A 20,713-nucleotide genomic window follows, 5' to 3' on the forward strand; every position below is an offset into this window, starting at 1 on the left:
TTAGCGAACCAGCGTGCCGGTACGGCGGATTTTGCGTTGCAGCTGCAAGATACCGTACAGCAAGGCTTCGGCTGTTGGCGGGCATCCCGGCACATAAATATCAACCGGAACAATCCGGTCACAGCCCCGCACCACAGAATAGCTATAGTGGTAATAGCCACCGCCATTGGCGCAAGACCCCATCGAGATCACATAGCGTGGCTCGGGCATCTGGTCATAAACCTTGCGCAGCGCAGGCGCCATTTTGTTGGTCAGCGTGCCGGCCACGATCATAACATCCGACTGGCGCGGTGATGCGCGGGGCGCAAAGCCAAAACGCTCGGCATCATAGCGCGGCATGGCGACATGCATCATTTCAACCGCACAGCAGGCCAAACCGAATGTCATCCAGTGCAGCGAACCCGTCCGCGCCCAGTTGATGATATCTTCGGTCGAGGTCAGCAAAAAGCCCTTATCCTGCAACTCGGCATTCAGCGCTTGGGTCGAAACCTCAAGATCAGCGCCCGCAGTATTTGCACCGGCCATCACTCCCATTCGAGCGCCCCCTTCTTCCATTCATAAGCAAATCCGACGGTCAGAACCGCCAAGAACACCATCATCGACCAAAAGGCTGCCATCGAGATATCGCCAAAGGCGACTGCCCAAGGGAACAGGAACGCCACTTCAAGGTCAAAGATGATAAACAGGATCGAGACGAGGTAAAAACGGATGTCAAATTTCATCCGCGCATCGTCAAACGCGTTAAACCCGCATTCATAGGCCGAGACCTTTTCCGGGTCGGGGTTGCGCACGGCAAGCACCACAGCTGCCAGAATCAGGACAAGCCCAAGGCCGATTGCCACGGCAAGAAAAATGATAATGGGCAAGTATTCCCGGAGTAGGTGGTCCACTAGATGCTCCTATCGCTGGCGACATGCAGGCTTCCACCCGACTTTGGGCAGAGGACTCTCACGGTTTCGTTTACTCCGCTGCTATGCCGGGGTCAACCGAAGGCGAAGCGAAATTCACAGATTGCAAATGCGAAATGTGTTAACCTGCACCAACTTGCATCAAGGCCACCAGATCGGCAGCTATTGCGCCCATCCCGGCTTTTCCTTGGCAAAGAAAGCCGCAATCCCCGCAACCGCCTCATCGCTTTGCCAACGGGCCACCAGTGCATTGATACTTGCCTCTATATCCTGGGGCGTCGGGCTGGGTGCAAGCTTGCGCAGCAAGGCTTTGGCCTCGGCCACAGCCCCCGGCGCGCAGGCCAGATAAGGTACCGCCTCGGCCTCGATTGCCGCATCAAGCGCGTCTGGCGCAACGACTTCGGCCAAAAGCGCCATCCGCATCGCCGCATCTGCGTCGAAAAGCCGCCCCGAGGCAAAAACACGCCGCGCATTTGCCACACCGATGCGCGCCACAACATAGGGGCCAATCGTCGCGGGAATCAGCCCCAGCCGGGTTTCTGTCAGGCCAAACCGCACGGTATGCACCCCAATCGCCACGTCACAGACCGAGATCAACCCGACACCCCCGCCATAGGCCTGCCCCTGAACCCGCCCGATCAACGGCTTGGGCATGTCATTCAACGCCGCCAGCATCATCGCCAGCTTGCGTGCCTCGGCCGCGCGGGTCGCATCATCGGCGGCCATCTGGTCCTGCATCCAGCCCAGATCGCCGCCCGCACAAAAACTGTCGCCTGCTGCGGCCAGTACCACCACCCGCACCGCAGGGTCGGCCCCCAATGCAAGTGCTGCCTGCGTCAGCTCGTCAATCATCTGCGCCGACATCGCATTGCGCTTGTCCGGCCGAACCAGCGTCAGCGTCGCCACACCGCGCCGGTCGATCGCTTGCTGAATTGTCTGAAATTTCATCGCTTACTCCTGTGCCGTTTGCGGGCTGCGCATCGCGCGGGCCATCTCGGCGGCCTGCTGCAAGGCGGCGCCGTCCAAATCTGTCACATAGCCTTGCGCGGCCAAAAACGCGGCAACCCGCTCGGTCGCCACATTCCCCGCTGCCCCCGGCGCATAGGGGCACCCCCCCAAGCCGCCGACAGCCGCATCAAACACCCGCAGCCCCCGTGCCAGCGACACAGCGATATTGTCCAAGGCCCCGCCATTGGTATCATGGAAATGCCCCGCCAACTGCCGCGCTGGCATCTCGTTCAGTACCGCCGCCAGCATAGCATCCACCGCCTCGGGCCTGCCCCGCCCCAGCGTGTCGCCAAGGCTTACCTCATGGCAGCCCAAATCCCGCAACGCCGCCACGGTTTGCGCCACGGCCATTGGCGCGGTTGCCCCGTCATAGGGGCAATCGGTCACACAAGACACATAGCCCCGTAACGGCAAACCGTCCGCCTGTGCCGCCGCAGCCACAGGCGCAAACCGCGCCATGCTTTCGGCAATCGAGGCATTTAGATTGGCCCGCGAAAACCCTTCCGAGGCCGAGGCAAACACTGCCACCTCATCCGCCCCTGCCGCCTTTGCCGCCGCATAGCCCTGCATGTTGGGCGTCAGCGCCGCATAGCGCACCTTTGGCGCCCGCGTCATCGCAGCCATCACAGCTGCACTGTCAGCCATTTGCGGCACCCATTTCGGTGACACAAAACTTGCCACCTCGATCCGGCGAAAGCCAACTTTGGACAGCAAATCAATCAGCGCAACCTTCTGCGCCAGCGGAATAATCGCCCTTTCGTTTTGCAAGCCATCACGCGGGCCTACCTCATATATCTCGACAAAACCGGGCATGGATCACATTTTCCAATCGTTGGGGCACTTACGTTGGCCGATCTCAGTCATCACTTTCCAGCAAAATCAACGCGGCCCCTGCTTCTACCTGATCGCCTTCCTGCACCAGAACCTCGGCCACCACGCCTGCACGCGCGGCGGTAAGACTGTACTCCATCTTCATCGCTTCCAGTACGGCCAGGCGGTCACCCGCTGCAACCGTCTGGCCCGCGCTCACACACAGCGCCTTGACCAAACCCGGCATCGGGGCCAGCGCCGCATTGCCCGCAGCAGCCCCGGCAACATCGCGCGCCAAAGGATCAACCGGCGCAAAGACATACTGCCCCTCGGGCGCGAAAACATAAATCTTATCCGCCGCAACTTCGACTGGCGTAAAAGGTGAACCCTCAACCTGCCAGCCCTTGTCGCCGCGCGTGGCAGAAACCGTTTTCCCGTCCAACGTCACCCGTGCATGGTTCGGGCCCAAAACCGCGATACGGGCCGTGATCGTCTGTGCCTGATGGGTCAGCTGCATACTGCAAACCAAAGGCGCCCATAGCGAAAACCCTGTTTGCGCCGCCATTGGCAGATTGGCCGCTGCCAGCACCGCCAAGGCAGAATGCGCCAATGAGGCCACGGGAACACGGGTCAGGGCCGCCAAATCCCGTTCAATCAGACCCGTGTCCACATCTCCTTTGCGAAAACCGTCATGGCGGGCAAGCGCCCCCAGAAAGGCCAGATTGGTCACCGACCCTGCCACCTGCGTTTGCGCCAAGGCACGGCCAAGCTGGGCCAGCGCAATCGCGCGCGTGGGGCCGTGGACAATGATCTTGGCAATCATCGGATCATACCAAGGGCTGATGCTATCGCCGCTGCGCACCCCGCTATCAACACGGGCATTGGCGGGAAAGGCCAGATGGTCCAACCGCCCCGTGGCAGGCAAAAAGCCGGCAGGCACATCCTCGGCATATAGCCGGGCCTCAAACGCGTGGCCATTGATGTGCAGATCGCCTTGGCGCAACGGCAGGCTTTCACCGCTGGCAACACGCAACTGCCATTCGACCAAGTCCACACCGGTTATTGCCTCTGTCACGGGGTGTTCAACCTGCAAACGCGTGTTCATTTCCATAAACCAGAACCGGTCAAGCTGCAGGCCCGCGCTGGCATCAACGATAAATTCAACGGTACCTGCGCCTTTGTACCCGATCGCCTGCGCGGCCCGTACCGCCGCCGCACCCATGGCTTGGCGCATGGCCGCAGGCATATCCGGCGCCGGGGCTTCCTCGATCACCTTTTGGTGGCGGCGCTGCAAACTGCAATCGCGTTCGAACAAATGCACAGCATCTGTGCCGTCGCCAAAAACCTGCACCTCGATATGGCGGGGTTTTTCGACGTATTTTTCCAGCAAAACCGCATCATTGCCAAAGGCCGTCATCGCCTCGTTGCGGGCCGAGGCAAGCGCCTGCAGGAAATCCTGCGGGGCCAGAACCTTGCGCATGCCTTTGCCACCGCCACCTGCCACAGCTTTGATCAGAACCGGATAGGTGATTTTCGCAGCCTCGGCCGCAAGATGCGCCGGGTCCTGACTGTCGCCCAGATAACCTGGTACAACCGGCACCCCCGCCGCCTGCATCCGGCGCTTGGCCTCATCTTTCAGGCCCATGGCGCGGATCGCCTGCGCCGAAGGGCCGATGAACACCAGACCCGCACGCTCGACCGCGTCAACAAAATCGGGGTTTTCGGAGAGAAAGCCATAGCCGGGGTGAATGGCCACCGCCCCCGTAGCCTTGGCTGCCGCAATAATCACGTCTCCGCGCAGATAGCTGTCACGCGGGGCCGGACCGCCGATATGCACCGCCTGATCGGCCATTTCCACATGTTTGGCACCGGCATCTGCATCGGAATAGACCGCAACCGTTAACACCCCAAGCCTTTGGGCAGTCTGGATGATCCGGCAGGCGATTTCGCCACGGTTGGCGATCAGGATTTTGTCAAACATCAATGTCTCACTTGTTGCAGGTAGCGGGGGTTTCACACCCCGAACCCGAGGGCAGAGCCGGGGGTTTCACACCCCCGGACCCCCGTGGGATATTTGTAGATAGATGATAGGGTTACATGCGGAAGAGGCCGAAATTGGTGGGGGGTATCGGGGCGTTAAGACTGGTTTGCAGCGAGAGCGCGAGGGTTTCGCGGGTTTTGCGGGGGTCGATGATACCGTCATCCCAAAGGCGGGCCGAGGCGTAGAGCGGGTGGGATTGGTGATCGAACATGTCGATCGTGGGTTGCTTGAACGCTGTTTCCTCGGCGGCCGACCAACTGCCCCCCTGACGTTCGATGCTGTCACGTTTTACCGTCGCCAGAACCCCTGCCGCCTGCGCGCCGCCCATAACCGAGATGCGGGAATTGGGCCATGACCACAGGAAACGCGGGCTGTAGGCGCGCCCTGCCATGCCGTAATTGCCTGCGCCATAGGAACCGCCGACAATCATAGTGATTTTGGGGACGTTGGTGGTGGCCACAGCTGTCACCAGCTTGGCGCCATGGCGGGCGATGCCTTCGGATTCGTATTTGCGGCCCACCATAAAGCCGGTGATGTTTTGCAAGAACACCAGCGGGATGTTGCGCTGGCTGCACAATTGCACGAAATGCGCGCCTTTGACGGCGGATTCCGAAAACAGCACCCCGTTATTGGCGATAATTCCGACAGGACAGCCCTTTATATGCGCAAACCCCGTGACAAGCGTTTCACCAAACCGCGCCTTGAATTCATCAAATCTGGACCCATCGACAACACGGGCCAACAGTTCACGTATATCATATGGCGTGCGCAGATCGGGCGGCACAAGGCCGAGGATTTCTTCGGGGTCATAGGCAGGATCTTCGGCTGCTTGCCATTGCACGGTAGCAGGTTTGGCGCGGTTCAGGTTGCCCAGCGCGCGGCGGGCAAGCGCCAAGGCATGGGCGTCATCTTCGGCCAGATAATCGGCCACGCCCGACAGCCGCGTATGCACATCACCGCCGCCAAGGTCTTCGGCGCTGACCACTTCACCCGTGGCGGCCTTGACCAAGGGCGGGCCTGCCAGAAAAATCGTCCCCTGATCGCGCACGATGATCGTCACATCCGACATCGCAGGCACATAGGCCCCCCCAGCCGTACAAGACCCCATGACCACCGCAATCTGCGCAATCCCTTTGGCCGACATCCGCGCCTGATTATAGAAAATCCGGCCGAAATGATCACGATCGGGGAAAACCTCATCCTGATTGGGCAGGTTCGCCCCGCCGCTATCAACCAGATAGACACAAGGCAGGTGGTTTTCCTCGGCGATCTCTTGCGCGCGCAGGTGTTTTTTAACCGTCATCGGGTAATAGGTGCCGCCTTTGACCGTGGCATCATTGCAGACCACCATCACATCCTGGCCCATCACCCGCCCGACACCGGCTATCAGCCCGGCACAAGGGGCATCCCCCCCGTACAGCCCATGCGCCGCCGTCGCGCCGACCTCAAGGAACGGGCTACCCACATCCAGCAAATTCGCCACCCGTTCGCGCGGCGGCATCTTGCCACGTGCGATGTGACGCTCCAGCGACTTGGCACCCCCCCCGGCGGCGGCAAGCGCTGCGGCCAGTGCCACGGTATCCAGCATCGCCAGATGGGCGCTACGGTTGGCGCGGGCAGCATCGGTATTGGGCAAAAAGCCCGATTTCAGGCGCATCACATCCCCCCCAAATCCCGCAAGGCCAAGGCCCGACGCGCCGTCATATCCAGCATACAGCCGGTATAAATGTTGGACCGGATCGAGCCGTCGATGAACATCTGGTATTGCAAGGCGCAATCGGCATCGCGAAACGCAATCCATGCCCGCTGTGCGCTGCGCAAGGCGGTCTTTTGGTCGGCGGTTATGCTGGCCATGCGCGCCTTATATTCGCGGTTCAGATAGCCATCCCAAACTTGGGTTTCGGCATTCACGCATTCGCTTGACCCCAGTGTCGTGTACCCACCCGGCTGCTCCATACAAACCCCCGCAGCCGCACCGATACAGTCAGCCGTCGCACCGTCGCGCAGCGCCTGATAAAAACACCCCTCGACAGCGGCAGGGTTAACAACCGGCGCAAAATCCTGCGCCTGCGCTGCCCCTGCCAGCAATACAAAAATCCCGATCAGCTTCATTCGCCCAGCACCTCCCGCCCAATCAACATACGCCGGATCTCGCTTGTGCCGGCGCCTATCTCCATCAGCTTGGCATCACGGAACAACCGGCTAACAGCACTATCGGCCAAAAACCCCGCCCCGCCCAGCGCCTGCACGGCCTGATGCGCCTGTACCATCGCCTGCTCGGACGCATAAAGCACACAGGCCGCCGCATCGGCCCGCGTCACAAGCCCTTGGTCACAGGCCCGCGCCACCGCGTAAACATAGGCCCGCGCCGAGTTCATCGCCGTATACATATCGGCAACCTTACCCTGCATCAGCTGAAAACGCCCGATCTTTTGGCCAAACTGCTCGCGGCTTTGCAAATAAGGCACCACCTCATCCAGACAGGCCGCCATAATCCCCGTACCTATGCCCGATAACACCACGCGCTCATAATCCAGGCCCGACATCAGCACCCGCACACCTTTGCCCTCGGCCCCCAGCACATTGGCAAAAGGCATCTCTACCCCGTCAAAGATCAGCTCGGCCGTGTTGGACCCACGCATCCCCAGCTTGTCAAAATGCGGGCTGGTAGAAAATCCGGCCATGGATTTCTCGATGATAAACGCCGTAATGCCTTTGCTTCCGGCCTCGGGGTCGGTCTTGGCATAGACCACCAGCACATCTGCCTCGGGCCCATTGGTGATCCAGTACTTATGCCCTGTCAGCCGGTAAAACCCGTCGTGCTTCTCGGCCCGCAGCGCCATTGAAACCACATCCGACCCCGCCCCCGCCTCAGACATCGCCAACGCCCCGACACTGGTGCCAGCAATCAGCGGCGGCAAATATCTGGCCTTTTGCTCTGGCGTGCCGTTCAGCTTGATCTGGTTCACACACAGGTTCGAATGCGCGCCATAGGACAGCGCCACACTTGCACTGGCCCGCGCGATTTCCTCAACGGCAATCACATGCGCCAGATAGCCCATCCCTGCCCCGCCTTCGGCCTCGGGCACCGTAATGCCCAACAGGCCCAAATCGCCCATCTCGCGCCACAGCTCTGCCGGAAACAAGTTGCCCGCATCAATCGCCGCCGCCATCGGTTTTACCCGCTCTTGCGCCCAGCGATGCACCATAGCTTGCAAGGCCGCAACATCCTCGCCCAAATCAAAGCGCATAGAGCCTGTGAACATCGTCGCCTCCCCGCAAACTGAACACTTGTTCAATTAATAAGCACAAACCCCATGCTGCGTCAATGGGTGGCTAAGGGGTTGCCAGCCCTGCGGCAGCGGCGGTAAATGGCCCCGTTACATGCAAGCCGCATAATGACCACTGATAAGGGGAAACAGATGGACGCGAACACAACCGTCACCGCCGGAAATGTCAGCTTTGACAACGCGGGGCCTGTGGCCTTTATCCTTGGCCCCTGCCAAATGGAAAGCCGCGCCCACGCGCTGGAAATGGCCGCCGCAATTGATGAAATCACCCGCTCGGTCGGCGTCAAAGCCGTGTTCAAGGCAAGCTATGACAAGGCCAACCGCACCAGTCTGGGTGGCGCACGCGGTATCGGCAAAACCAAGGCTTTCGAGGTTTTTGCCGAGATCAAGGAAACCTACGGCATGCCGACCCTGACAGACGTGCATGAGCCCAGCCATTGCGCCGAGGCGGCCGAGGTTTGCGACATCCTGCAAATCCCTGCGTTCCTATGCCGTCAAACCGACCTTCTGGTCGCCGCAGCCCTGACCGACCGCGTGATCAATATCAAAAAGGGCCAGTTTCTGGCGCCTTGGGATATGAAGCATGTGCTGGCCAAAGTTACCGGTTCGGGCAATTCGAATGTCTTGCTGACCGAGCGCGGGGTGTCCTTTGGCTATAACACACTCGTCACCGATTTTCGCAGCTTTCCGGTTATGGCCTCAACCGGCGCACCGGTAATCTTTGACGCGACCCATTCGGTGCAACAACCGGGTGGTCAAGGTGGCTCATCCGGCGGGCAGCGCGAATTTGTGCCGGTTCTGTCCCGCGCCGCTGTCGCCGTAGGCGTGGCCGGTGTGTTCATTGAAACCCATGACAACCCCGACATCGCACCCTCGGATGGCCCCAACATGGTGCCTTTGGCCGAACTCGGTACGCTGTTGACCAGCCTTAAGGCGATTGATGCGCTGGTAAAAGGTCTCTAACCCCTTGGAACCTTTCGCCCGCGCGCATAGCTCAAGGCGAAAGGAGCCATTGATGACCCCCTATTCCCTGCTTGATCTGTCGCCCATCCCCGAGGGCCATACCGCCGCCGACGCGTTGGCCAATTCCGTGACCTTGGCCCAAGCCGCCGAGGCCGCCGATTATAACCGCTTCTGGCTGGCCGAGCATCACAATATGCCCGGCATCGCCAGCGCCGCGACCAGCCTTGTGATCGCGCATGTCGCTGCCGCCACCAAAACCATCCGCGTCGGCGCAGGTGGCATCATGCTGCCTAACCACGCGCCTCTGGTCATAGCCGAGCAATTCGGCACCCTCGCCACGCTCTACCCGAACCGTATCGACCTAGGCCTTGGCCGCGCGCCCGGCACCGATATGGCCACCGCCCGCGCCTTGCGCCGCCACATGGCGCCGGATGACAGCTTTCCCGCCGATGTACAGGAACTGATCGGCTATCTGGATGACCCGGCCCCCGATGCCAGCGTTATGGCCGTTCCCGGTGCAGGCACCCATGTTCCGGTCTGGATTCTCGGCTCCAGCCTCTATGGCGCGCAATTGGCGGCCTATTTCGGCCTGCCCTACGCCTTTGCCTCACATTTCGCACCGGCCCAACTGTCGGACGCGCTGGCCACCTACCGCGCCACCTTCCGCCCCTCAACGCATCTGGACAAACCCCATGCGATGATGGCCATCGGCGTTTGCGCCGCCGAAACCGATGCCGAGGCCCAGTTTCTGCGCAGCTCGCAAGAACTCGCCTTTGCCCGCCTGCGCAGCGGCACGCCGGGCAAACTGCCGCGCCCTGTCCAGGACATCACAACACAGGTCGCGCCCGCCATACTGGCCCAAGTACGCCACGCCCTGTCATGCTCGGCCACCGGCGCGCCTGATACCGTGCAAAGCCAACTGGCCACCCTCCTCACCCGGCACCAACCGGATGAGGTAATCCTGACCGGCATGATCCACGACCCCGCTGCCCGCATCCGGTCCTTCCAGATCGCGGCCGAGGTCATGCGCCGCCTTTAATACAGCTCGTGAATATGCAAGGTGCGGCCGCGAAAGACGCAATCCTCACCTTGCGCTTTCCCCTCCAGCGCCTTGTAAATCGGCGCGGCGGGCGAAATGCCAATGCAACGCCGACCGCCACACTCAAACTCGGCAGTCGAAACCGACACCACCAGAAACCGATCGCCAAAGCGCACCACAGCCCCCGGCTCGACCACATCTTTCGGCCCGAAATCCAGCGCCTTCAGCGCCGCAACCTTCAGCTCGGCCTGATGCTCGCGGTCATCAAACGCCTCGGCCAGATCCGCCGCCGTCTCAGCCTGCGCCTGCTCGTCGCGCTCGATTACCTCTGACCGGTCCAGCCGCGCCTCGGCCAAGAATTGCTCATATTTTACATGGGCCTGGGCCAGTTCGGCCTCGGTCAACGCCAACATCACGGTCTGCAACTTCTGCTTGTCGATCATCTTGGTTCCTCTCTCATTCCAAATATACCCCAGCCTTAGCACCAGCTGCCAAACTGTCCTTGATCTGTCGCAGTTTCATGTCCCGCAATAGGTGACATGCGCGCCAAATTCGGCAGGGGCCGGCGCGGCATAGGCCTCTGCTCCGGCTTGCACCTCAAACGGGCGCACCACCACAGCAAGCAAACGGTCAAACGCCGCCATATCGCCACGGGCTGCATCGGCCAACGCGGCCTCTACCAGATGGTTGCGCAAAATATAAACCGGGTTCACCGCATCCATCGCATCGGCACCCGCCGCCCCAAGCACCAACCGCGCCTTATACCGCAGCAACCAATCGCCAAAAACCGACGGGGCGGCAAAGACGCCAACCTCATCGCCGCGCTGCACCTCGGCCAAATCCCTGAACAGGCCGGTAAAATCCACGCCCTGCCCCTCGGCTGCATGCAGCAAATCCTGCGCCAGCGCCAAATCCTCGGGCACCTCGCCCTGCAACCCCAACTTGGCCCGCATCCCCGCCAACCAATACTGCTCATAGAGCACGGGAAAGCGGTGCAGCGCCTGCGTCAGCACCGCAATCGCTGCATCACCATCTGCCGGATTAACAAGATCAATCAACGTCTCGGCCAGCTTTGACAGGTTCCAATGCAGCACCGCAGGCTGGTTGCCATAGGCATAGCGCCCGTTACGGTCGATCGAGCTGAACACCTTCGCCGGATCATAGGCATCGATGAACGCGCAAGGGCCATAATCAATCGTCTCACCGGAAATAGAGGTGTTGTCGGTGTTCATCACCCCATGCACAAACCCCACCAAAGCCCATTTTGCCACCAAGGCCGCTTGCGCATCGACCACCGCCTCGAACAGCCGCAAATAGGGTGCATCACTGGTCGCAACCTGCGGAAAATGCCGCGCAATCGCATAGTCGGCAAGCTGCCGCACACGGTCCAATTCGCCCCGCGCGGCAAAAAACTGAAACGTCCCCACCCGCAGATGTGACGCCGCAATCCGCGCCAAAACCGCACCCTGCTGCGGGCCATCGCGCATGATCTGCTCGCCCGTGGTCACCGCTGCCAGCGCCCGCGTGGTCGCAATGCCCAAAGCCGCCATTGCCTCGCCGAACAGATATTCGCGCAACACTGGCCCCAGCACTGCCTTGCCATCACCGCCGCGCGAAAACGGCGTGCGGCCTGATCCCTTCAAATGCAGATCGAACCGCTTGCCCTGCTTGTCCAAAATCTCGCCCAGCAACAGCGCCCGCCCGTCACCCAGCTGCGGTGAAAACCCGCCAAACTGATGCCCCGCATAGGCCATCGCCAGTGGCTGCGCCCCCGCAGGCACCTCTGCCCCCGCCAGCACGGCACCTGCGCCCATCAGCGCGTCCGCATCCAGCCCCAGCTGTTCGGCAAGCCCGCGGTTCAGCCGCAAAACCTGCGGCTCTGGCACTTTATCGCCTTGCCATTCCACGAAAAACCCTTGCATTTCGCGGGCAAAACTATTGTCAAACGCAAACAGCGGCAGATCGGGCATTCAAACATCCTCAGGTCTATTCTTGCCCCCAAGCTTGGCGCAATTCCACGCCACGGGCCAGTAGTTATTGCGTTATCACCGCGTGGCCGGCTACACGGGCGCAGACATAGCCAAAAGGAAACACCCTTGGAAAAACTGCGCATCATCGTCACCGGCGGCACGTTGGATAAGATCCATGACACCCAGACCGAGGGGCTTGGCTTTGCCCCCGATGGCACCACCCATCTGCCCGAACTGTTGAAAACCGCGCGATGCCATTTTCCAACTGTCGAGCTGTTGATGCTGAAAGACAGTCTCTATTTTGATGACGCCGACCGTGATGCTATTTTGCAGGCCATTTTGCGCGCCCCCGAAACAGCCATCGTCGTGACCCACGGCACCGGCACAATGGGCGAAACCGCGCGGTTTCTGGCGCCGTCGGTTGCCGGTAAAACGGTGGTACTTAGCGGGGCCATGCGGCCCTTTTCCTTGCAAAGATCGGATGCCGAGTTCAACATCGGCGGCGCAATCATCGCCGCGCAAGTGTTGGGTGCAGGGGTTTGGGGCGTCATGAACGGCCGCGTTTTTGCCGCAACAGCGCTGAACAAAAACACCGATCTTGGCCGGTTCGACCACCCCTAAATCACGCGGGTTCGCAGGTTAATATTTGGTAAATTGCCCTGCGAATACAGTGTGATATCAACAGGATAGCGTTTTGTCCGCGCGCGGTCATCCCGCAATTTCATCCCTGAACCCGGCCCGCCCCGCAACTTGCAAGGCGGGCCAGAGTTTTATTTCACGACGGTCACTTTTTCCATCTGGTCGGGGTCGGAAACCTCACCATTTCCACCCGCGCCGCGCTTGATTTTATCAACCACGTCCATGCCAGAAATCACGCGGCCCACGACCGTGTATTGCCCGTCCAAAAACGGACCCGGCGCGAACATGATGAAAAACTGGCTGTTCGCAGAATCAGGGCTCTGGCTGCGGGCCATCCCGACGACACCACGGTCAAAGGTTTCCTGGGAAAACTCTGCCGGAATGTTCGGCAAATCCGAGCCCCCCATCCCAGCCCGCGACGTATCACCGCCCTTTTTGCCAAACTTGACGTCACCCGTCTGGGCCATGAAGCCATCAATCACGCGGTGAAACACCACACCATCATAATTGCCAGCCTCGGCCAAAGCCGTGATCTGGGCCACATGTTTCGGCGCAAGATCGGGCAGCAAATCGATGACAACCTCACCCTTCGCCTCCCCCGCAACCTCAATCACAAGGTTCGGGCCCGGCCCATCCACAGCCTGCGCCATCGCTGGCGTCGCGGATTGAGACAGGGCATAGCCACCCAAAACCGCCAAACCAAGCGCGAAGAAACCGCCTGCGACCAAGGTTTCCTTACGCATCTGCGGCCACCTTGACCGAGATCATACGATCCGGCGTCGCTGGCGGCTCGCCCCGAACGATCGCGTCAACATGCTCCATGCCCGAAATCACGCGGCCATAAACCGTGTATTGCCCGTTCAGGAAATCATTGTCTTTGAAGTTGATGAAGAACTGGCTGTTGGCCGAGTTCGGGTTGCTGGACCGCGCCGCACCCAAAGTTCCGCGCGCATGCGGCAGCTTGGAAAATTCGGCCGGAAGATCGGGCAGATCAGACCCACCCGTACCCGCGCGGCGCAGGTTGAAACCGTCTTCCATATCGCCATGCTCAACATCGCCGGTCTGGGCCATAAAGCCGTCAATCACGCGGTGAAAGCAAACGTTGTCATAAGCACCGGCACGTGCCAGCTCTTTCATGCGGGCGGTATGCTTGGGCGCCACATCGGCCAGCAGTTCGATCGTGACGGTGCCGCCCTTCAATTCCATCAAGATTGTGTTTTCCGGGTCTTTGATATCAGCCATCTGGCGCTCCTATAATTTGCTGAGGCGCAACTTAATCATCCAAAGCGCGGTTGGAAAGGGCTAACCATTGACGAAGCCTTTGGGATAGGGTCGAAGGAAGCAAATGAAACTGTGGAGGCTGTTATGGCTTGGAAGACGCTGGATGACATGGACTTGGCCGGCAAGGTCGCACTGGTGCGGGTTGATGTGAACGTACCGATGGAAAACGGCAAAGTCACCGATGCCACCCGAATTGAACGGATCGTGCCGACGATCACCGATATTCTGGCCAAAGGCGGCAAGCCGGTTTTGTTGGCGCATTTCGATCGCCCCAAAGGCAAGGTCGTGCCGGAAATGAGCCTGCGCCAGGTTGTCCCCGCGCTGCAAGCCGCCCTGCCCGGCATTAAGGTCACTTTTGCCAGCGATTGCATCGGCGGGCCCGCAAAAATAGCGATTGCCGAGATGGGCGACAATGAGGTGGTCTTGCTGGAAAACACCCGTTTCCACGCGGGCGAGGAAAAAAACGACCCGATGCTGGCGGCAAGTCTGGCGGCCTTGGGCGAGGTTTATGTGAACGACGCCTTTTCCGCCGCCCACCGCGCCCATGCCAGCACCGAAGGCATCGCCCGCCTGCTGCCAAGCTGTGCCGGCCGATTGATGCAAGCCGAACTTTCGGCGCTTGAGGCCGCACTTGGCACACCGCAGCGCCCAGTTGTGGCCGTTGTGGGTGGGGCCAAAGTTTCGACAAAACTTGACCTGCTGGGCAATCTGGTGACCAAGGTGAACCACCTGATTATCGGCGGCGGTATGGCCAACACGTTTCTGGTCGCCCAAGGGATCGAGGTTGGCAAAAGCCTTGCTGAACGCGATATGGCCGAAACGGCATTGGCGATTTTGGCCAAAGCTGACCAATCGGGCTGTGCCATTCACCTGCCCAAAGACATCGTTGTTGCGCGCGAATTCAAGGCGGGTGCGGCGTCCGAGGTTCTGCCCGTGACGGAATGCCCTGCGGATGCGATGATCCTGGATGCGGGGCCTGCCACGGTGGCCAATATTACCGAAGTGTTCAGCGCCTCGCGGACGCTGATCTGGAACGGTCCGCTTGGCGCGTTTGAGATTGAACCCTTTGATGCGGCGACCAATGCAGCGGCGCAAAAGGCAGGCGCCTTGACTGCCGAAGGGGCGTTGATCTCGGTTGCAGGGGGTGGCGATACCGTGGCTGCACTGAACAAGGCCGGTGTGGCCGATCAGTTTACCTATATCTCCAGCGCAGGCGGCGCATTCCTTGAGTGGATGGAAGGTAAAGACCTGCCGGGCGTTGCGGCCCTGAAAGGCTGATACTTTGCGCCCCTATCTTTGATACAAGAGTAGAGGCGCAAAGCCGCAACACCTGCCGCGCGGTTCTGATTTGTTAGGGTCATGACTGCGCGGAAATTAGGCATGACCAATACACGCCTCAAATCACCAAAATGCGCCTGTGATTTGAAAGTGCTGTGCCTGCAAGGGCTTGGGCAGCAAATACTGGCCATATTTTCCGCAATTTGACGCAGAAGAACGGTGGTTTAAGCGTAATTTCAGACTGTTAGCGCCAACATAATTGATCGACGTTCCGCATACCGCTATGCCGTTTGTTAACGGGGCTTTGGCCCCCTAAAACAAGGGACATGAGGTTAACGAGATGCCAAACAGCAAACAGACCGAACAAATGCAGCGTGGCGCAGGCTTTATCGCGGCACTAGACCAAAGTGGCGGTTCCACCCCCAAAGCTCTGCGCCTCTATGGCGTTGAAGAAAGCGCCTACAGCTCGGAAAGCGAGATGTACGACCTGATCCACCAAATGCGGTCACGGATTATTAAATCGCCGGCGTTTACGGGTGATAAAGTTATTGCTGCCATTCTGTTTGAACAAACCATGGATCGTGACATCGACGGCATCCCTACCGCAAACTACCTGTGGGAAAAACGCGGTGTCGTCCCGTTCTTGAAAATCGACAAAGGGCTAGAGGCTGAAGCTGACGGCGTGCAAATGCTGAAACCTATTCCGGGCCTGCAGGCGCTGCTTGCGCGTGCTGTCAAAGCCGGGATTTTTGGCACCAAAGAACGTTCGGTCGTGAACGCCGCAAATGCCGCCGGGATTGAGGCGCTGGTCGCCCAGCAATTCGCACTTGGCGCCGAGGTAAAAGCCGCAGGGTTGATGCCGATCCTGGAACCCGAAGTAACCATCTCGATCGCCGACAAAGCCGAGGCAGAAGATCTGCTGCTCGCAGCGATCTTGCGCCATTTGGACAAACTGCCCAAGGGTGAGCAAGTGATGCTAAAGCTGACCTTGCCGACAAAAGCCAATCTTTACAAACCTTTGGTGGATCATCCGGCAGTGATGAAGGTGGTGGCGCTTTCGGGCGGGTATAACCGTGCCGAGGCAAACAAAATCCTTGCGCAGAACAGTGGTGTTATTGCCAGCTTTAGCCGCGCCTTGTCGGAAGGACTGAATGCAAACCAGACCGACGCGGAATTTGATGCAATTCTGGTTCAAGCGATCGATAGCATTCACGCGGCATCGATTGCTGGCTAAAAGGCCTAAAAATATGGGAATTTCCCGCTTGTGGGGGATTCCCTTTGCGAATCACTTGTGTCATATTGCCTAAAACCCCCATTGCAGAGGGGTGAGAGGCGCCCGATGCACACCCAAAAACAACGCCCCGCGATAGCTTCGCTTTTGCTGATGACCTTGGCGGTTATTCTTGGGGGCTATTTTACCTTTGCTGCGGTGCAGGGCGATTACGGCGTGTTCCGGCAAGTGCAGTTGCGTGCCGAAGAACGTGCGTTGGTCGCGCAGCGCGATGCGCTCAAGGTCGAGCTTGCCAAAATGCAAAACCTGACGTTGCGCCTGTCAGACACCTATCTTGACCTTGATCTGCTGGATGAACAGGCAAGAGATGTGCTGGGCTATCTGCGCGCGGATGAGATCGTCATTCGCTAATCCATTGCTCTTTACACTGACCAAAGCGCCGCCGTTTGCGGCGCATTTGCTTTGGCCTATCCAATTCCGCCTTGTTTTTCCGTATCGCCCTAGGTAGTTTAACACTGAACTACTTTCACAGATGCGGGAGGTTGCGTTTCATGGCTGCGGCAAAGAAACCCACAAAATCAAATACATCCAAAGAAGAACTCATGGGATTTTACCGTGAGATGCTGTTGATCCGTCGATTCGAGGAAAAGGCAGGCCAATTGTATGGCATGGGGCTGATTGGCGGGTTTTGCCATTTGTACATTGGCCAAGAGGCTGTTGTCGTGGGCATTGAGGCCGCTGCCAAAGAAGGCGACAAGCGCATTACATCCTACCGCGACCACGGCCATATGCTGGCCTGTGGCATGGACCCGAAAGGCGTGATGGCCGAATTGACAGGGCGTGAGGGCGGCTATTCCAAGGGTAAGGGCGGCTCGATGCACATGTTCTCGAAAGAGAAGCATTTCTACGGCGGGCACGGAATTGTTGGCGCACAGGTGCCTTTGGGCGCAGGGCTGGCATTTGCCGACAAATACTTGGGTAATGACAACGTTTCCTTTGCTTATTTCGGCGATGGTGCTGCCAACCAGGGCCAGGTCTATGAGACCTATAACATGGCCGAGCTTTGGAACCTGCCGGTGGTTTTTGTGATTGAAAACAACCAATACGCCATGGGCACCAGCATGAAGCGGTCAACCAAATCACCGTCTTTGTGGGAACGCGGCGCTGCCTATGGCATTAAAGGCGAAGCGGTGGACGGCATGGATGTGCTGGCTGTTAAAGCGGCTGCCGAAAAGGCAGTTGCCGTGTGCCGCGCGGGTGAAGGCCCCTATATTCTGGAAATGAACACCTACCGCTATCGCGGGCACTCGATGTCGGATCCGGCAAAGTACCGCACCCGTGAAGAGGTGCAAAAGATGCGCGATGAGAAAGACCCGATCGACCACGTTCGTGACTTGTTGGTGCAAGGCGGCCATGCCTCGGATGACGATCTGAAAGCCATCGACAAAGAGATTAAGGCGATCGTCAATGAAAGTGCCGAATTCGCCAAAAACAGCCCAGAGCCCGCGTTGGAAGAGCTCTGGACAGATATTTACGCCTGAGGGGGAACAGACATATGGCAACGCAAATCCTGATGCCGGCCCTTTCGCCCACGATGGAAGAGGGCACCTTGGCCAAATGGCTGGTCAAAGCGGGCGACGAAGTAAAATCCGGCCAGATCATGGCCGAGATTGAAACCGACAAAGCGACGATGGAATTTGAAGCCGTCGATGAAGGTATTGTTGGCAAAATTTTGGTCGCCGAAGGCACGGCAAATGTTAAGGTGAACACGCCGATTGCTGTCTTGGTTGAGGAAGGCGAAAGCGCGGACGATGTGGCGGCACCTGCCCCAGCGGAAACGTCCCAACCCGAAGCCGCAAAGCCAGCAGCCGCGCCAGCTGCGGCGCCCGTTGCTGTGAAATCCAACGCCTCGCCCGATTGGCCCGAAGGCACAAAGATGAAAACCATGACCGTGCGTGAAGCCTTGCGCGAGGCGATGGCCGAAGAAATGCGTGCGAACGAGCTGGTTTACCTGATGGGCGAGGAAGTGGGCGAATACCAAGGCGCCTATAAAATCAGCCAAGGTTTGCTGGATGAATTCGGGCCGCGCCGCGTGGTTGACACGCCGATCACCGAGCATGGCTTTGCCGGTATCGCTGTCGGTTCGGCCTTTGCTGGGCTGAACCCGATTGTCGAGTTTATGACCTTTAACTTTGCGCTACAGGCGATTGACCATTTGCTGAACTCGGCCGCCAAGACGCTGTATATGTCGGGCGGGCAGATGGGTTGCCCGATTGTGTTCCGAGGTGCCAACGGTGCCGCCGCGCGGGTAGGCGCACAGCACAGCCAGGATTTCGCGGCATGGTATGCGATGGTGCCGGGGCTGAAAGTTGTGATGCCCTATTCGGCTGCGGATGCTAAGGGTTTGTTGAAACAGGCTATTCGCGACCCGAACCCTGTGATTTTCCTGGAAAACGAGATCATGTATGGCAAGTCGTTCGAAGTGCCGGATCTGGAAGATTTTACCATTCCATTCGGTAAGGCCCGCATCTGGCGTGAAGGCACAGATGTGACGATCGTGTCTTTTGGCATTGGCATGACTTATGCGCTAGAGGCTGCGGACAAGCTGGCCGAAGACGGGATTTCGGCGGAAGTGATTGATCTGCGCACGCTGCGCCCGATTGATTACGATACGGTTTTGGCTTCTGTGCAAAAAACCAACCGCTGCGTGACTGTCGAGGAAGGCTGGCCTGTCGGCTCTATCGGCAACCACCTGTCGGCCACGATCATGGAGCGCGCGTTTGATTATCTCGATGCGCCGGTGATCAACTGCACGGGCAAAGATGTGCCGATGCCCTATGCCGCCAACCTTGAAAAACACGCATTGATCACGACCGCGGAAGTGGTCGAGGCCGTTAAATCCGTCTGCTACCGGTAAGGAGAAAGTTCATGGCGACACAAATCTTAATGCCCGCGCTTTCGCCCACGATGGAAGAAGGCACATTGGCCAAATGGCTGGTGAAAGAGGGCGACACGGTGAAATCCGGCGACATCATGGCCGAGATTGAAACCGATAAAGCGACGATGGAATTTGAAGCCGTTGATGAAGGTATCGTCGGTAAAATTCTGGTCGCCGAAGGCACGGCAGGTGTGAAGGTGAACACGCCGATTGCGGTGCTGGTTGAGGAAGGCGAGGATGCGTCGGCGGTTCCTGCTGCTGCGGCACCGAAAGCGAATGCTGCGCCCAAAGAGGCTGCACCGTCTCCTACGCCTGCGGCACCTACGGCTGCCACTGCACCTGCACCTGCCAAAGGCGCTGGTGCGCGCGTGTTTGCATCCCCCCTTGCCCGCCGGATTGCTGCCGAGAAAGGCATTGATTTGACAGGCATTTCCGGTACTGGCCCGCATGGTCGTATTGTTAAGGCCGATGTTGAGGGTGCGAAACCCGGAGCTGCGGCGGCAGTTTCGGCAGAGCCTGCGCCCGTAAAGGCAGCACCTGCAATTGCAACCGGTGCCACGGCGGATACGGTCAAAAAGATGTTCGCAGACCGCGATTATACCGAGGTTGCGCTGGACGGCATGCGCAAGACCATTGCCGCCCGCTTGACCGAAGCCAAGCAAACCATCCCACACTTCTACTTGCGCCGCGATGTGCAGTTGGATGCACTGATGCAGTTCCGCGCCACGCTGAACAAGCAGTTGGAAGGGCGTGGGGTAAAGCTGTCTGTCAATGACTTCATCATCAAAGCCTGCGCAAACGCTTTGCAAGCCGTTCCTGACTGCAATGCCGTTTGGGCGGGTGACCGGATATTGAAGTTGAAACCTTCGGACGTGGCTGTGGCTGTCGCGATTGAGGGCGGTTTGTTCACACCTGTGCTGCGCGATGCACATCAAAAATCCTTGTCTGCGCTTTCGGCCGAGATGAAGGATCTGGCGGGCCGCGCAAAAACCAAAAAACTGGCGCCGCATGAATATCAAGGCGGCAGCTTTGCGATTTCAAACCTTGGCATGATGGGCGTTGAGAATTTTGATGCCGTCATCAACCCGCCGCACGGGTCTATCTTGGCCGTCGGGGCGGGTGTGAAAAAGCCCGTCGTCAATGCGGCCGGCGAGATTGTGGTGGCGACGGTGATGTCGATGACGCTATCCGTCGATCACAGGGTCATTGATGGGGCTTTGGGTGCAGCTTTCCTGAAAGCTGTTATCGAAAATCTGGAAAACCCGATGTCGATGCTGGCATGACATTGCCGCGTTAAAATGACAAAAGGCCGGGCAG

The 20,713-nt window shown here is 59.0% G+C and carries 21 protein-coding genes; 9 read left to right on the forward strand and 12 right to left on the reverse strand.

What is annotated here, in order from left to right; translation table 11 throughout:
* The 8 genes from AKU79_RS05845 to AKU79_RS05880 all read right to left on the reverse strand — a co-directional run bounded on the left by AKU79_RS05845 (position 1) and on the right by AKU79_RS05880 (position 8,033).
* Positions 1 to 534 carry a NuoB/complex I 20 kDa subunit family protein gene (locus tag AKU79_RS05845; RefSeq protein WP_082223943.1) on the reverse strand — a complete coding sequence of 178 codons (534 nt, stop codon included), beginning with the start codon at positions 532 to 534 and terminating at the stop codon, positions 1 to 3.
* Complete coding sequence (locus AKU79_RS05850) at positions 525 to 890, reverse strand: NADH-quinone oxidoreductase subunit A (protein WP_050522613.1); 366 nt, start codon at positions 888 to 890, stop codon at positions 525 to 527. Before AKU79_RS05850 ends, AKU79_RS05845 begins: the two co-directional genes overlap by 10 nt.
* Positions 891 to 1,070: 180 nt before the next feature.
* Positions 1,071 to 1,856, reverse strand: a complete 786-nt coding sequence (locus AKU79_RS05855) for a crotonase/enoyl-CoA hydratase family protein (protein WP_050522614.1) — start codon at positions 1,854 to 1,856, stop codon at positions 1,071 to 1,073.
* Between the two features lie 3 nt (positions 1,857 to 1,859).
* Positions 1,860 to 2,729 (reverse strand): hydroxymethylglutaryl-CoA lyase, encoded by an 870-nt coding sequence (locus AKU79_RS05860; RefSeq protein WP_050522615.1) that lies wholly within the window; start codon positions 2,727 to 2,729, stop codon positions 1,860 to 1,862.
* 43 nt (positions 2,730 to 2,772) lie between these two features.
* Positions 2,773 to 4,707 carry an ATP-binding protein gene (locus AKU79_RS05865; protein WP_050522616.1) on the reverse strand — a complete coding sequence of 645 codons (1,935 nt, stop codon included), beginning with the start codon at positions 4,705 to 4,707 and terminating at the stop codon, positions 2,773 to 2,775.
* Positions 4,708 to 4,819: 112 nt separating this feature from the next.
* A complete protein-coding gene (locus tag AKU79_RS05870; protein WP_050522617.1) occupies positions 4,820 to 6,424 on the reverse strand; it encodes a carboxyl transferase domain-containing protein in 1,605 nt (534 codons plus the stop codon).
* Positions 6,424 to 6,879 (reverse strand): lysozyme inhibitor LprI family protein, encoded by a 456-nt coding sequence (locus AKU79_RS05875; RefSeq protein WP_050522618.1) that lies wholly within the window; start codon positions 6,877 to 6,879, stop codon positions 6,424 to 6,426. Before AKU79_RS05875 ends, AKU79_RS05870 begins: the two co-directional genes overlap by 1 nt.
* A complete protein-coding gene (locus AKU79_RS05880) occupies positions 6,876 to 8,033 on the reverse strand; it encodes an acyl-CoA dehydrogenase family protein (protein WP_050522619.1) in 1,158 nt (385 codons plus the stop codon). Before AKU79_RS05880 ends, AKU79_RS05875 begins: the two co-directional genes overlap by 4 nt.
* Before the next feature lie 156 nt (positions 8,034 to 8,189).
* On the opposite strand from AKU79_RS05880, the gene kdsA reads away from it, so the two are divergent.
* Together kdsA and AKU79_RS05890 are read left to right on the forward strand one after the other, a co-directional pair.
* Positions 8,190 to 9,020 carry a 3-deoxy-8-phosphooctulonate synthase gene (kdsA, locus tag AKU79_RS05885; RefSeq protein ID WP_050522620.1) on the forward strand — a complete coding sequence of 277 codons (831 nt, stop codon included), beginning with the start codon at positions 8,190 to 8,192 and terminating at the stop codon, positions 9,018 to 9,020.
* Between the two features lie 52 nt (positions 9,021 to 9,072).
* Positions 9,073 to 10,059, forward strand: coding sequence for an LLM class flavin-dependent oxidoreductase (locus AKU79_RS05890; RefSeq protein WP_050522621.1), 987 nt, complete (start codon positions 9,073 to 9,075; stop codon positions 10,057 to 10,059).
* On the opposite strand, the gene AKU79_RS05895 is transcribed toward AKU79_RS05890, so the two are convergent.
* Both AKU79_RS05895 and AKU79_RS05900 read right to left on the reverse strand, forming a co-directional pair.
* Complete coding sequence (locus AKU79_RS05895; RefSeq protein ID WP_050522622.1) at positions 10,056 to 10,502, reverse strand: hypothetical protein; 447 nt, start codon at positions 10,500 to 10,502, stop codon at positions 10,056 to 10,058. The two genes, AKU79_RS05890 and AKU79_RS05895, sit on opposite strands and share 4 nt — an antisense overlap.
* 75 nt (positions 10,503 to 10,577) lie before the next feature.
* On the reverse strand, positions 10,578 to 12,029 hold the full coding sequence (locus tag AKU79_RS05900) for a protein adenylyltransferase SelO (protein ID WP_050522623.1): 1,452 nt from the start codon (positions 12,027 to 12,029) through the stop codon (positions 10,578 to 10,580).
* Positions 12,030 to 12,155: 126 nt separating this feature from the next.
* Here AKU79_RS05900 and AKU79_RS05905 point away from each other — a divergent pair, with 126 nt between their 5' ends.
* Positions 12,156 to 12,650 carry an asparaginase domain-containing protein gene (locus tag AKU79_RS05905; protein WP_050522624.1) on the forward strand — a complete coding sequence of 165 codons (495 nt, stop codon included), beginning with the start codon at positions 12,156 to 12,158 and terminating at the stop codon, positions 12,648 to 12,650.
* A gap of 149 nt (positions 12,651 to 12,799) precedes the next feature.
* Here AKU79_RS05905 and AKU79_RS05910 read toward each other — a convergent pair whose 3' ends face one another.
* Positions 12,800 to 13,411, reverse strand: coding sequence for a peptidylprolyl isomerase (locus tag AKU79_RS05910; RefSeq protein WP_050522625.1), 612 nt, complete (start codon positions 13,409 to 13,411; stop codon positions 12,800 to 12,802).
* Positions 13,404 to 13,910 (reverse strand): peptidylprolyl isomerase, encoded by a 507-nt coding sequence (locus AKU79_RS05915; RefSeq protein ID WP_050522626.1) that lies wholly within the window; start codon positions 13,908 to 13,910, stop codon positions 13,404 to 13,406. Before AKU79_RS05915 ends, AKU79_RS05910 begins: the two co-directional genes overlap by 8 nt.
* A 123-nt stretch (positions 13,911 to 14,033) precedes the next feature.
* On the opposite strand from AKU79_RS05915, the gene AKU79_RS05920 reads away from it, so the two are divergent.
* The 6 genes from AKU79_RS05920 to AKU79_RS05945 all read left to right on the forward strand — a co-directional run bounded on the left by AKU79_RS05920 (position 14,034) and on the right by AKU79_RS05945 (position 20,679).
* Positions 14,034 to 15,227, forward strand: a complete 1,194-nt coding sequence (locus tag AKU79_RS05920) for a phosphoglycerate kinase (protein ID WP_050522627.1) — start codon at positions 14,034 to 14,036, stop codon at positions 15,225 to 15,227.
* 340 nt (positions 15,228 to 15,567) lie between these two features.
* Complete coding sequence (locus AKU79_RS05925) at positions 15,568 to 16,461, forward strand: fructose bisphosphate aldolase (RefSeq protein ID WP_050522628.1); 894 nt, start codon at positions 15,568 to 15,570, stop codon at positions 16,459 to 16,461.
* A 105-nt stretch (positions 16,462 to 16,566) separates the two neighbouring features.
* Positions 16,567 to 16,869, forward strand: coding sequence for an FtsB family cell division protein (locus AKU79_RS05930; protein WP_050522629.1), 303 nt, complete (start codon positions 16,567 to 16,569; stop codon positions 16,867 to 16,869).
* Between the two features lie 140 nt (positions 16,870 to 17,009).
* Positions 17,010 to 17,999, forward strand: a complete 990-nt coding sequence (gene pdhA, locus AKU79_RS05935) for a pyruvate dehydrogenase (acetyl-transferring) E1 component subunit alpha (protein ID WP_050522630.1) — start codon at positions 17,010 to 17,012, stop codon at positions 17,997 to 17,999.
* Positions 18,000 to 18,013: 14 nt separating this feature from the next.
* On the forward strand, positions 18,014 to 19,375 hold the full coding sequence (locus AKU79_RS05940) for a pyruvate dehydrogenase complex E1 component subunit beta (protein ID WP_050522631.1): 1,362 nt from the start codon (positions 18,014 to 18,016) through the stop codon (positions 19,373 to 19,375).
* A gap of 11 nt (positions 19,376 to 19,386) precedes the next feature.
* Positions 19,387 to 20,679 (forward strand): pyruvate dehydrogenase complex dihydrolipoamide acetyltransferase, encoded by a 1,293-nt coding sequence (locus tag AKU79_RS05945; RefSeq protein WP_050522632.1) that lies wholly within the window; start codon positions 19,387 to 19,389, stop codon positions 20,677 to 20,679.
* Positions 20,680 to 20,713 lie beyond the last annotated feature (34 nt).

Origin of the sequence: Pseudorhodobacter wandonensis (genome assembly GCF_001202035.1) — a bacterium.
Taxonomy (GTDB): Bacteria; Pseudomonadota; Alphaproteobacteria; order Rhodobacterales; family Rhodobacteraceae; genus Pseudorhodobacter; species Pseudorhodobacter wandonensis.

Excerpts from the sequence above, each read along its gene's own strand:
- AKU79_RS05845 (WP_082223943.1), bottom strand. The coding sequence starts at position 534 with ATGGGAGTGATGGCCGGTGCAAATACTGCGGGCGCTGATCTTGAGGTT.
- AKU79_RS05855 (WP_050522614.1), bottom strand. The coding sequence starts at position 1,856 with ATGAAATTTCAGACAATTCAGCAAGCGATCGACCGGCGCGGTGTGGCG.
- AKU79_RS05860 (WP_050522615.1), bottom strand. The coding sequence starts at position 2,729 with ATGCCCGGTTTTGTCGAGATATATGAGGTAGGCCCGCGTGATGGCTTG.
- AKU79_RS05865 (WP_050522616.1), bottom strand. The coding sequence starts at position 4,707 with ATGTTTGACAAAATCCTGATCGCCAACCGTGGCGAAATCGCCTGCCGG.
- AKU79_RS05870 (WP_050522617.1), bottom strand. The coding sequence starts at position 6,424 with ATGCGCCTGAAATCGGGCTTTTTGCCCAATACCGATGCTGCCCGCGCC.
- AKU79_RS05875 (WP_050522618.1), bottom strand. The coding sequence starts at position 6,879 with ATGAAGCTGATCGGGATTTTTGTATTGCTGGCAGGGGCAGCGCAGGCG.
- AKU79_RS05880 (WP_050522619.1), bottom strand. The coding sequence starts at position 8,033 with ATGTTCACAGGCTCTATGCGCTTTGATTTGGGCGAGGATGTTGCGGCC.
- kdsA (WP_050522620.1), top strand. The coding sequence starts at position 8,190 with ATGGACGCGAACACAACCGTCACCGCCGGAAATGTCAGCTTTGACAAC.
- AKU79_RS05890 (WP_050522621.1), top strand. The coding sequence starts at position 9,073 with ATGACCCCCTATTCCCTGCTTGATCTGTCGCCCATCCCCGAGGGCCAT.
- AKU79_RS05895 (WP_050522622.1), bottom strand. The coding sequence starts at position 10,502 with ATGATCGACAAGCAGAAGTTGCAGACCGTGATGTTGGCGTTGACCGAG.
- AKU79_RS05900 (WP_050522623.1), bottom strand. The coding sequence starts at position 12,029 with ATGCCCGATCTGCCGCTGTTTGCGTTTGACAATAGTTTTGCCCGCGAA.
- AKU79_RS05910 (WP_050522625.1), bottom strand. The coding sequence starts at position 13,411 with ATGCGTAAGGAAACCTTGGTCGCAGGCGGTTTCTTCGCGCTTGGTTTG.
- AKU79_RS05915 (WP_050522626.1), bottom strand. The coding sequence starts at position 13,910 with ATGGCTGATATCAAAGACCCGGAAAACACAATCTTGATGGAATTGAAG.
- AKU79_RS05920 (WP_050522627.1), top strand. The coding sequence starts at position 14,034 with ATGGCTTGGAAGACGCTGGATGACATGGACTTGGCCGGCAAGGTCGCA.
- AKU79_RS05925 (WP_050522628.1), top strand. The coding sequence starts at position 15,568 with ATGCCAAACAGCAAACAGACCGAACAAATGCAGCGTGGCGCAGGCTTT.
- AKU79_RS05930 (WP_050522629.1), top strand. The coding sequence starts at position 16,567 with ATGCACACCCAAAAACAACGCCCCGCGATAGCTTCGCTTTTGCTGATG.
- pdhA (WP_050522630.1), top strand. The coding sequence starts at position 17,010 with ATGGCTGCGGCAAAGAAACCCACAAAATCAAATACATCCAAAGAAGAA.
- AKU79_RS05940 (WP_050522631.1), top strand. The coding sequence starts at position 18,014 with ATGGCAACGCAAATCCTGATGCCGGCCCTTTCGCCCACGATGGAAGAG.
- AKU79_RS05945 (WP_050522632.1), top strand. The coding sequence starts at position 19,387 with ATGGCGACACAAATCTTAATGCCCGCGCTTTCGCCCACGATGGAAGAA.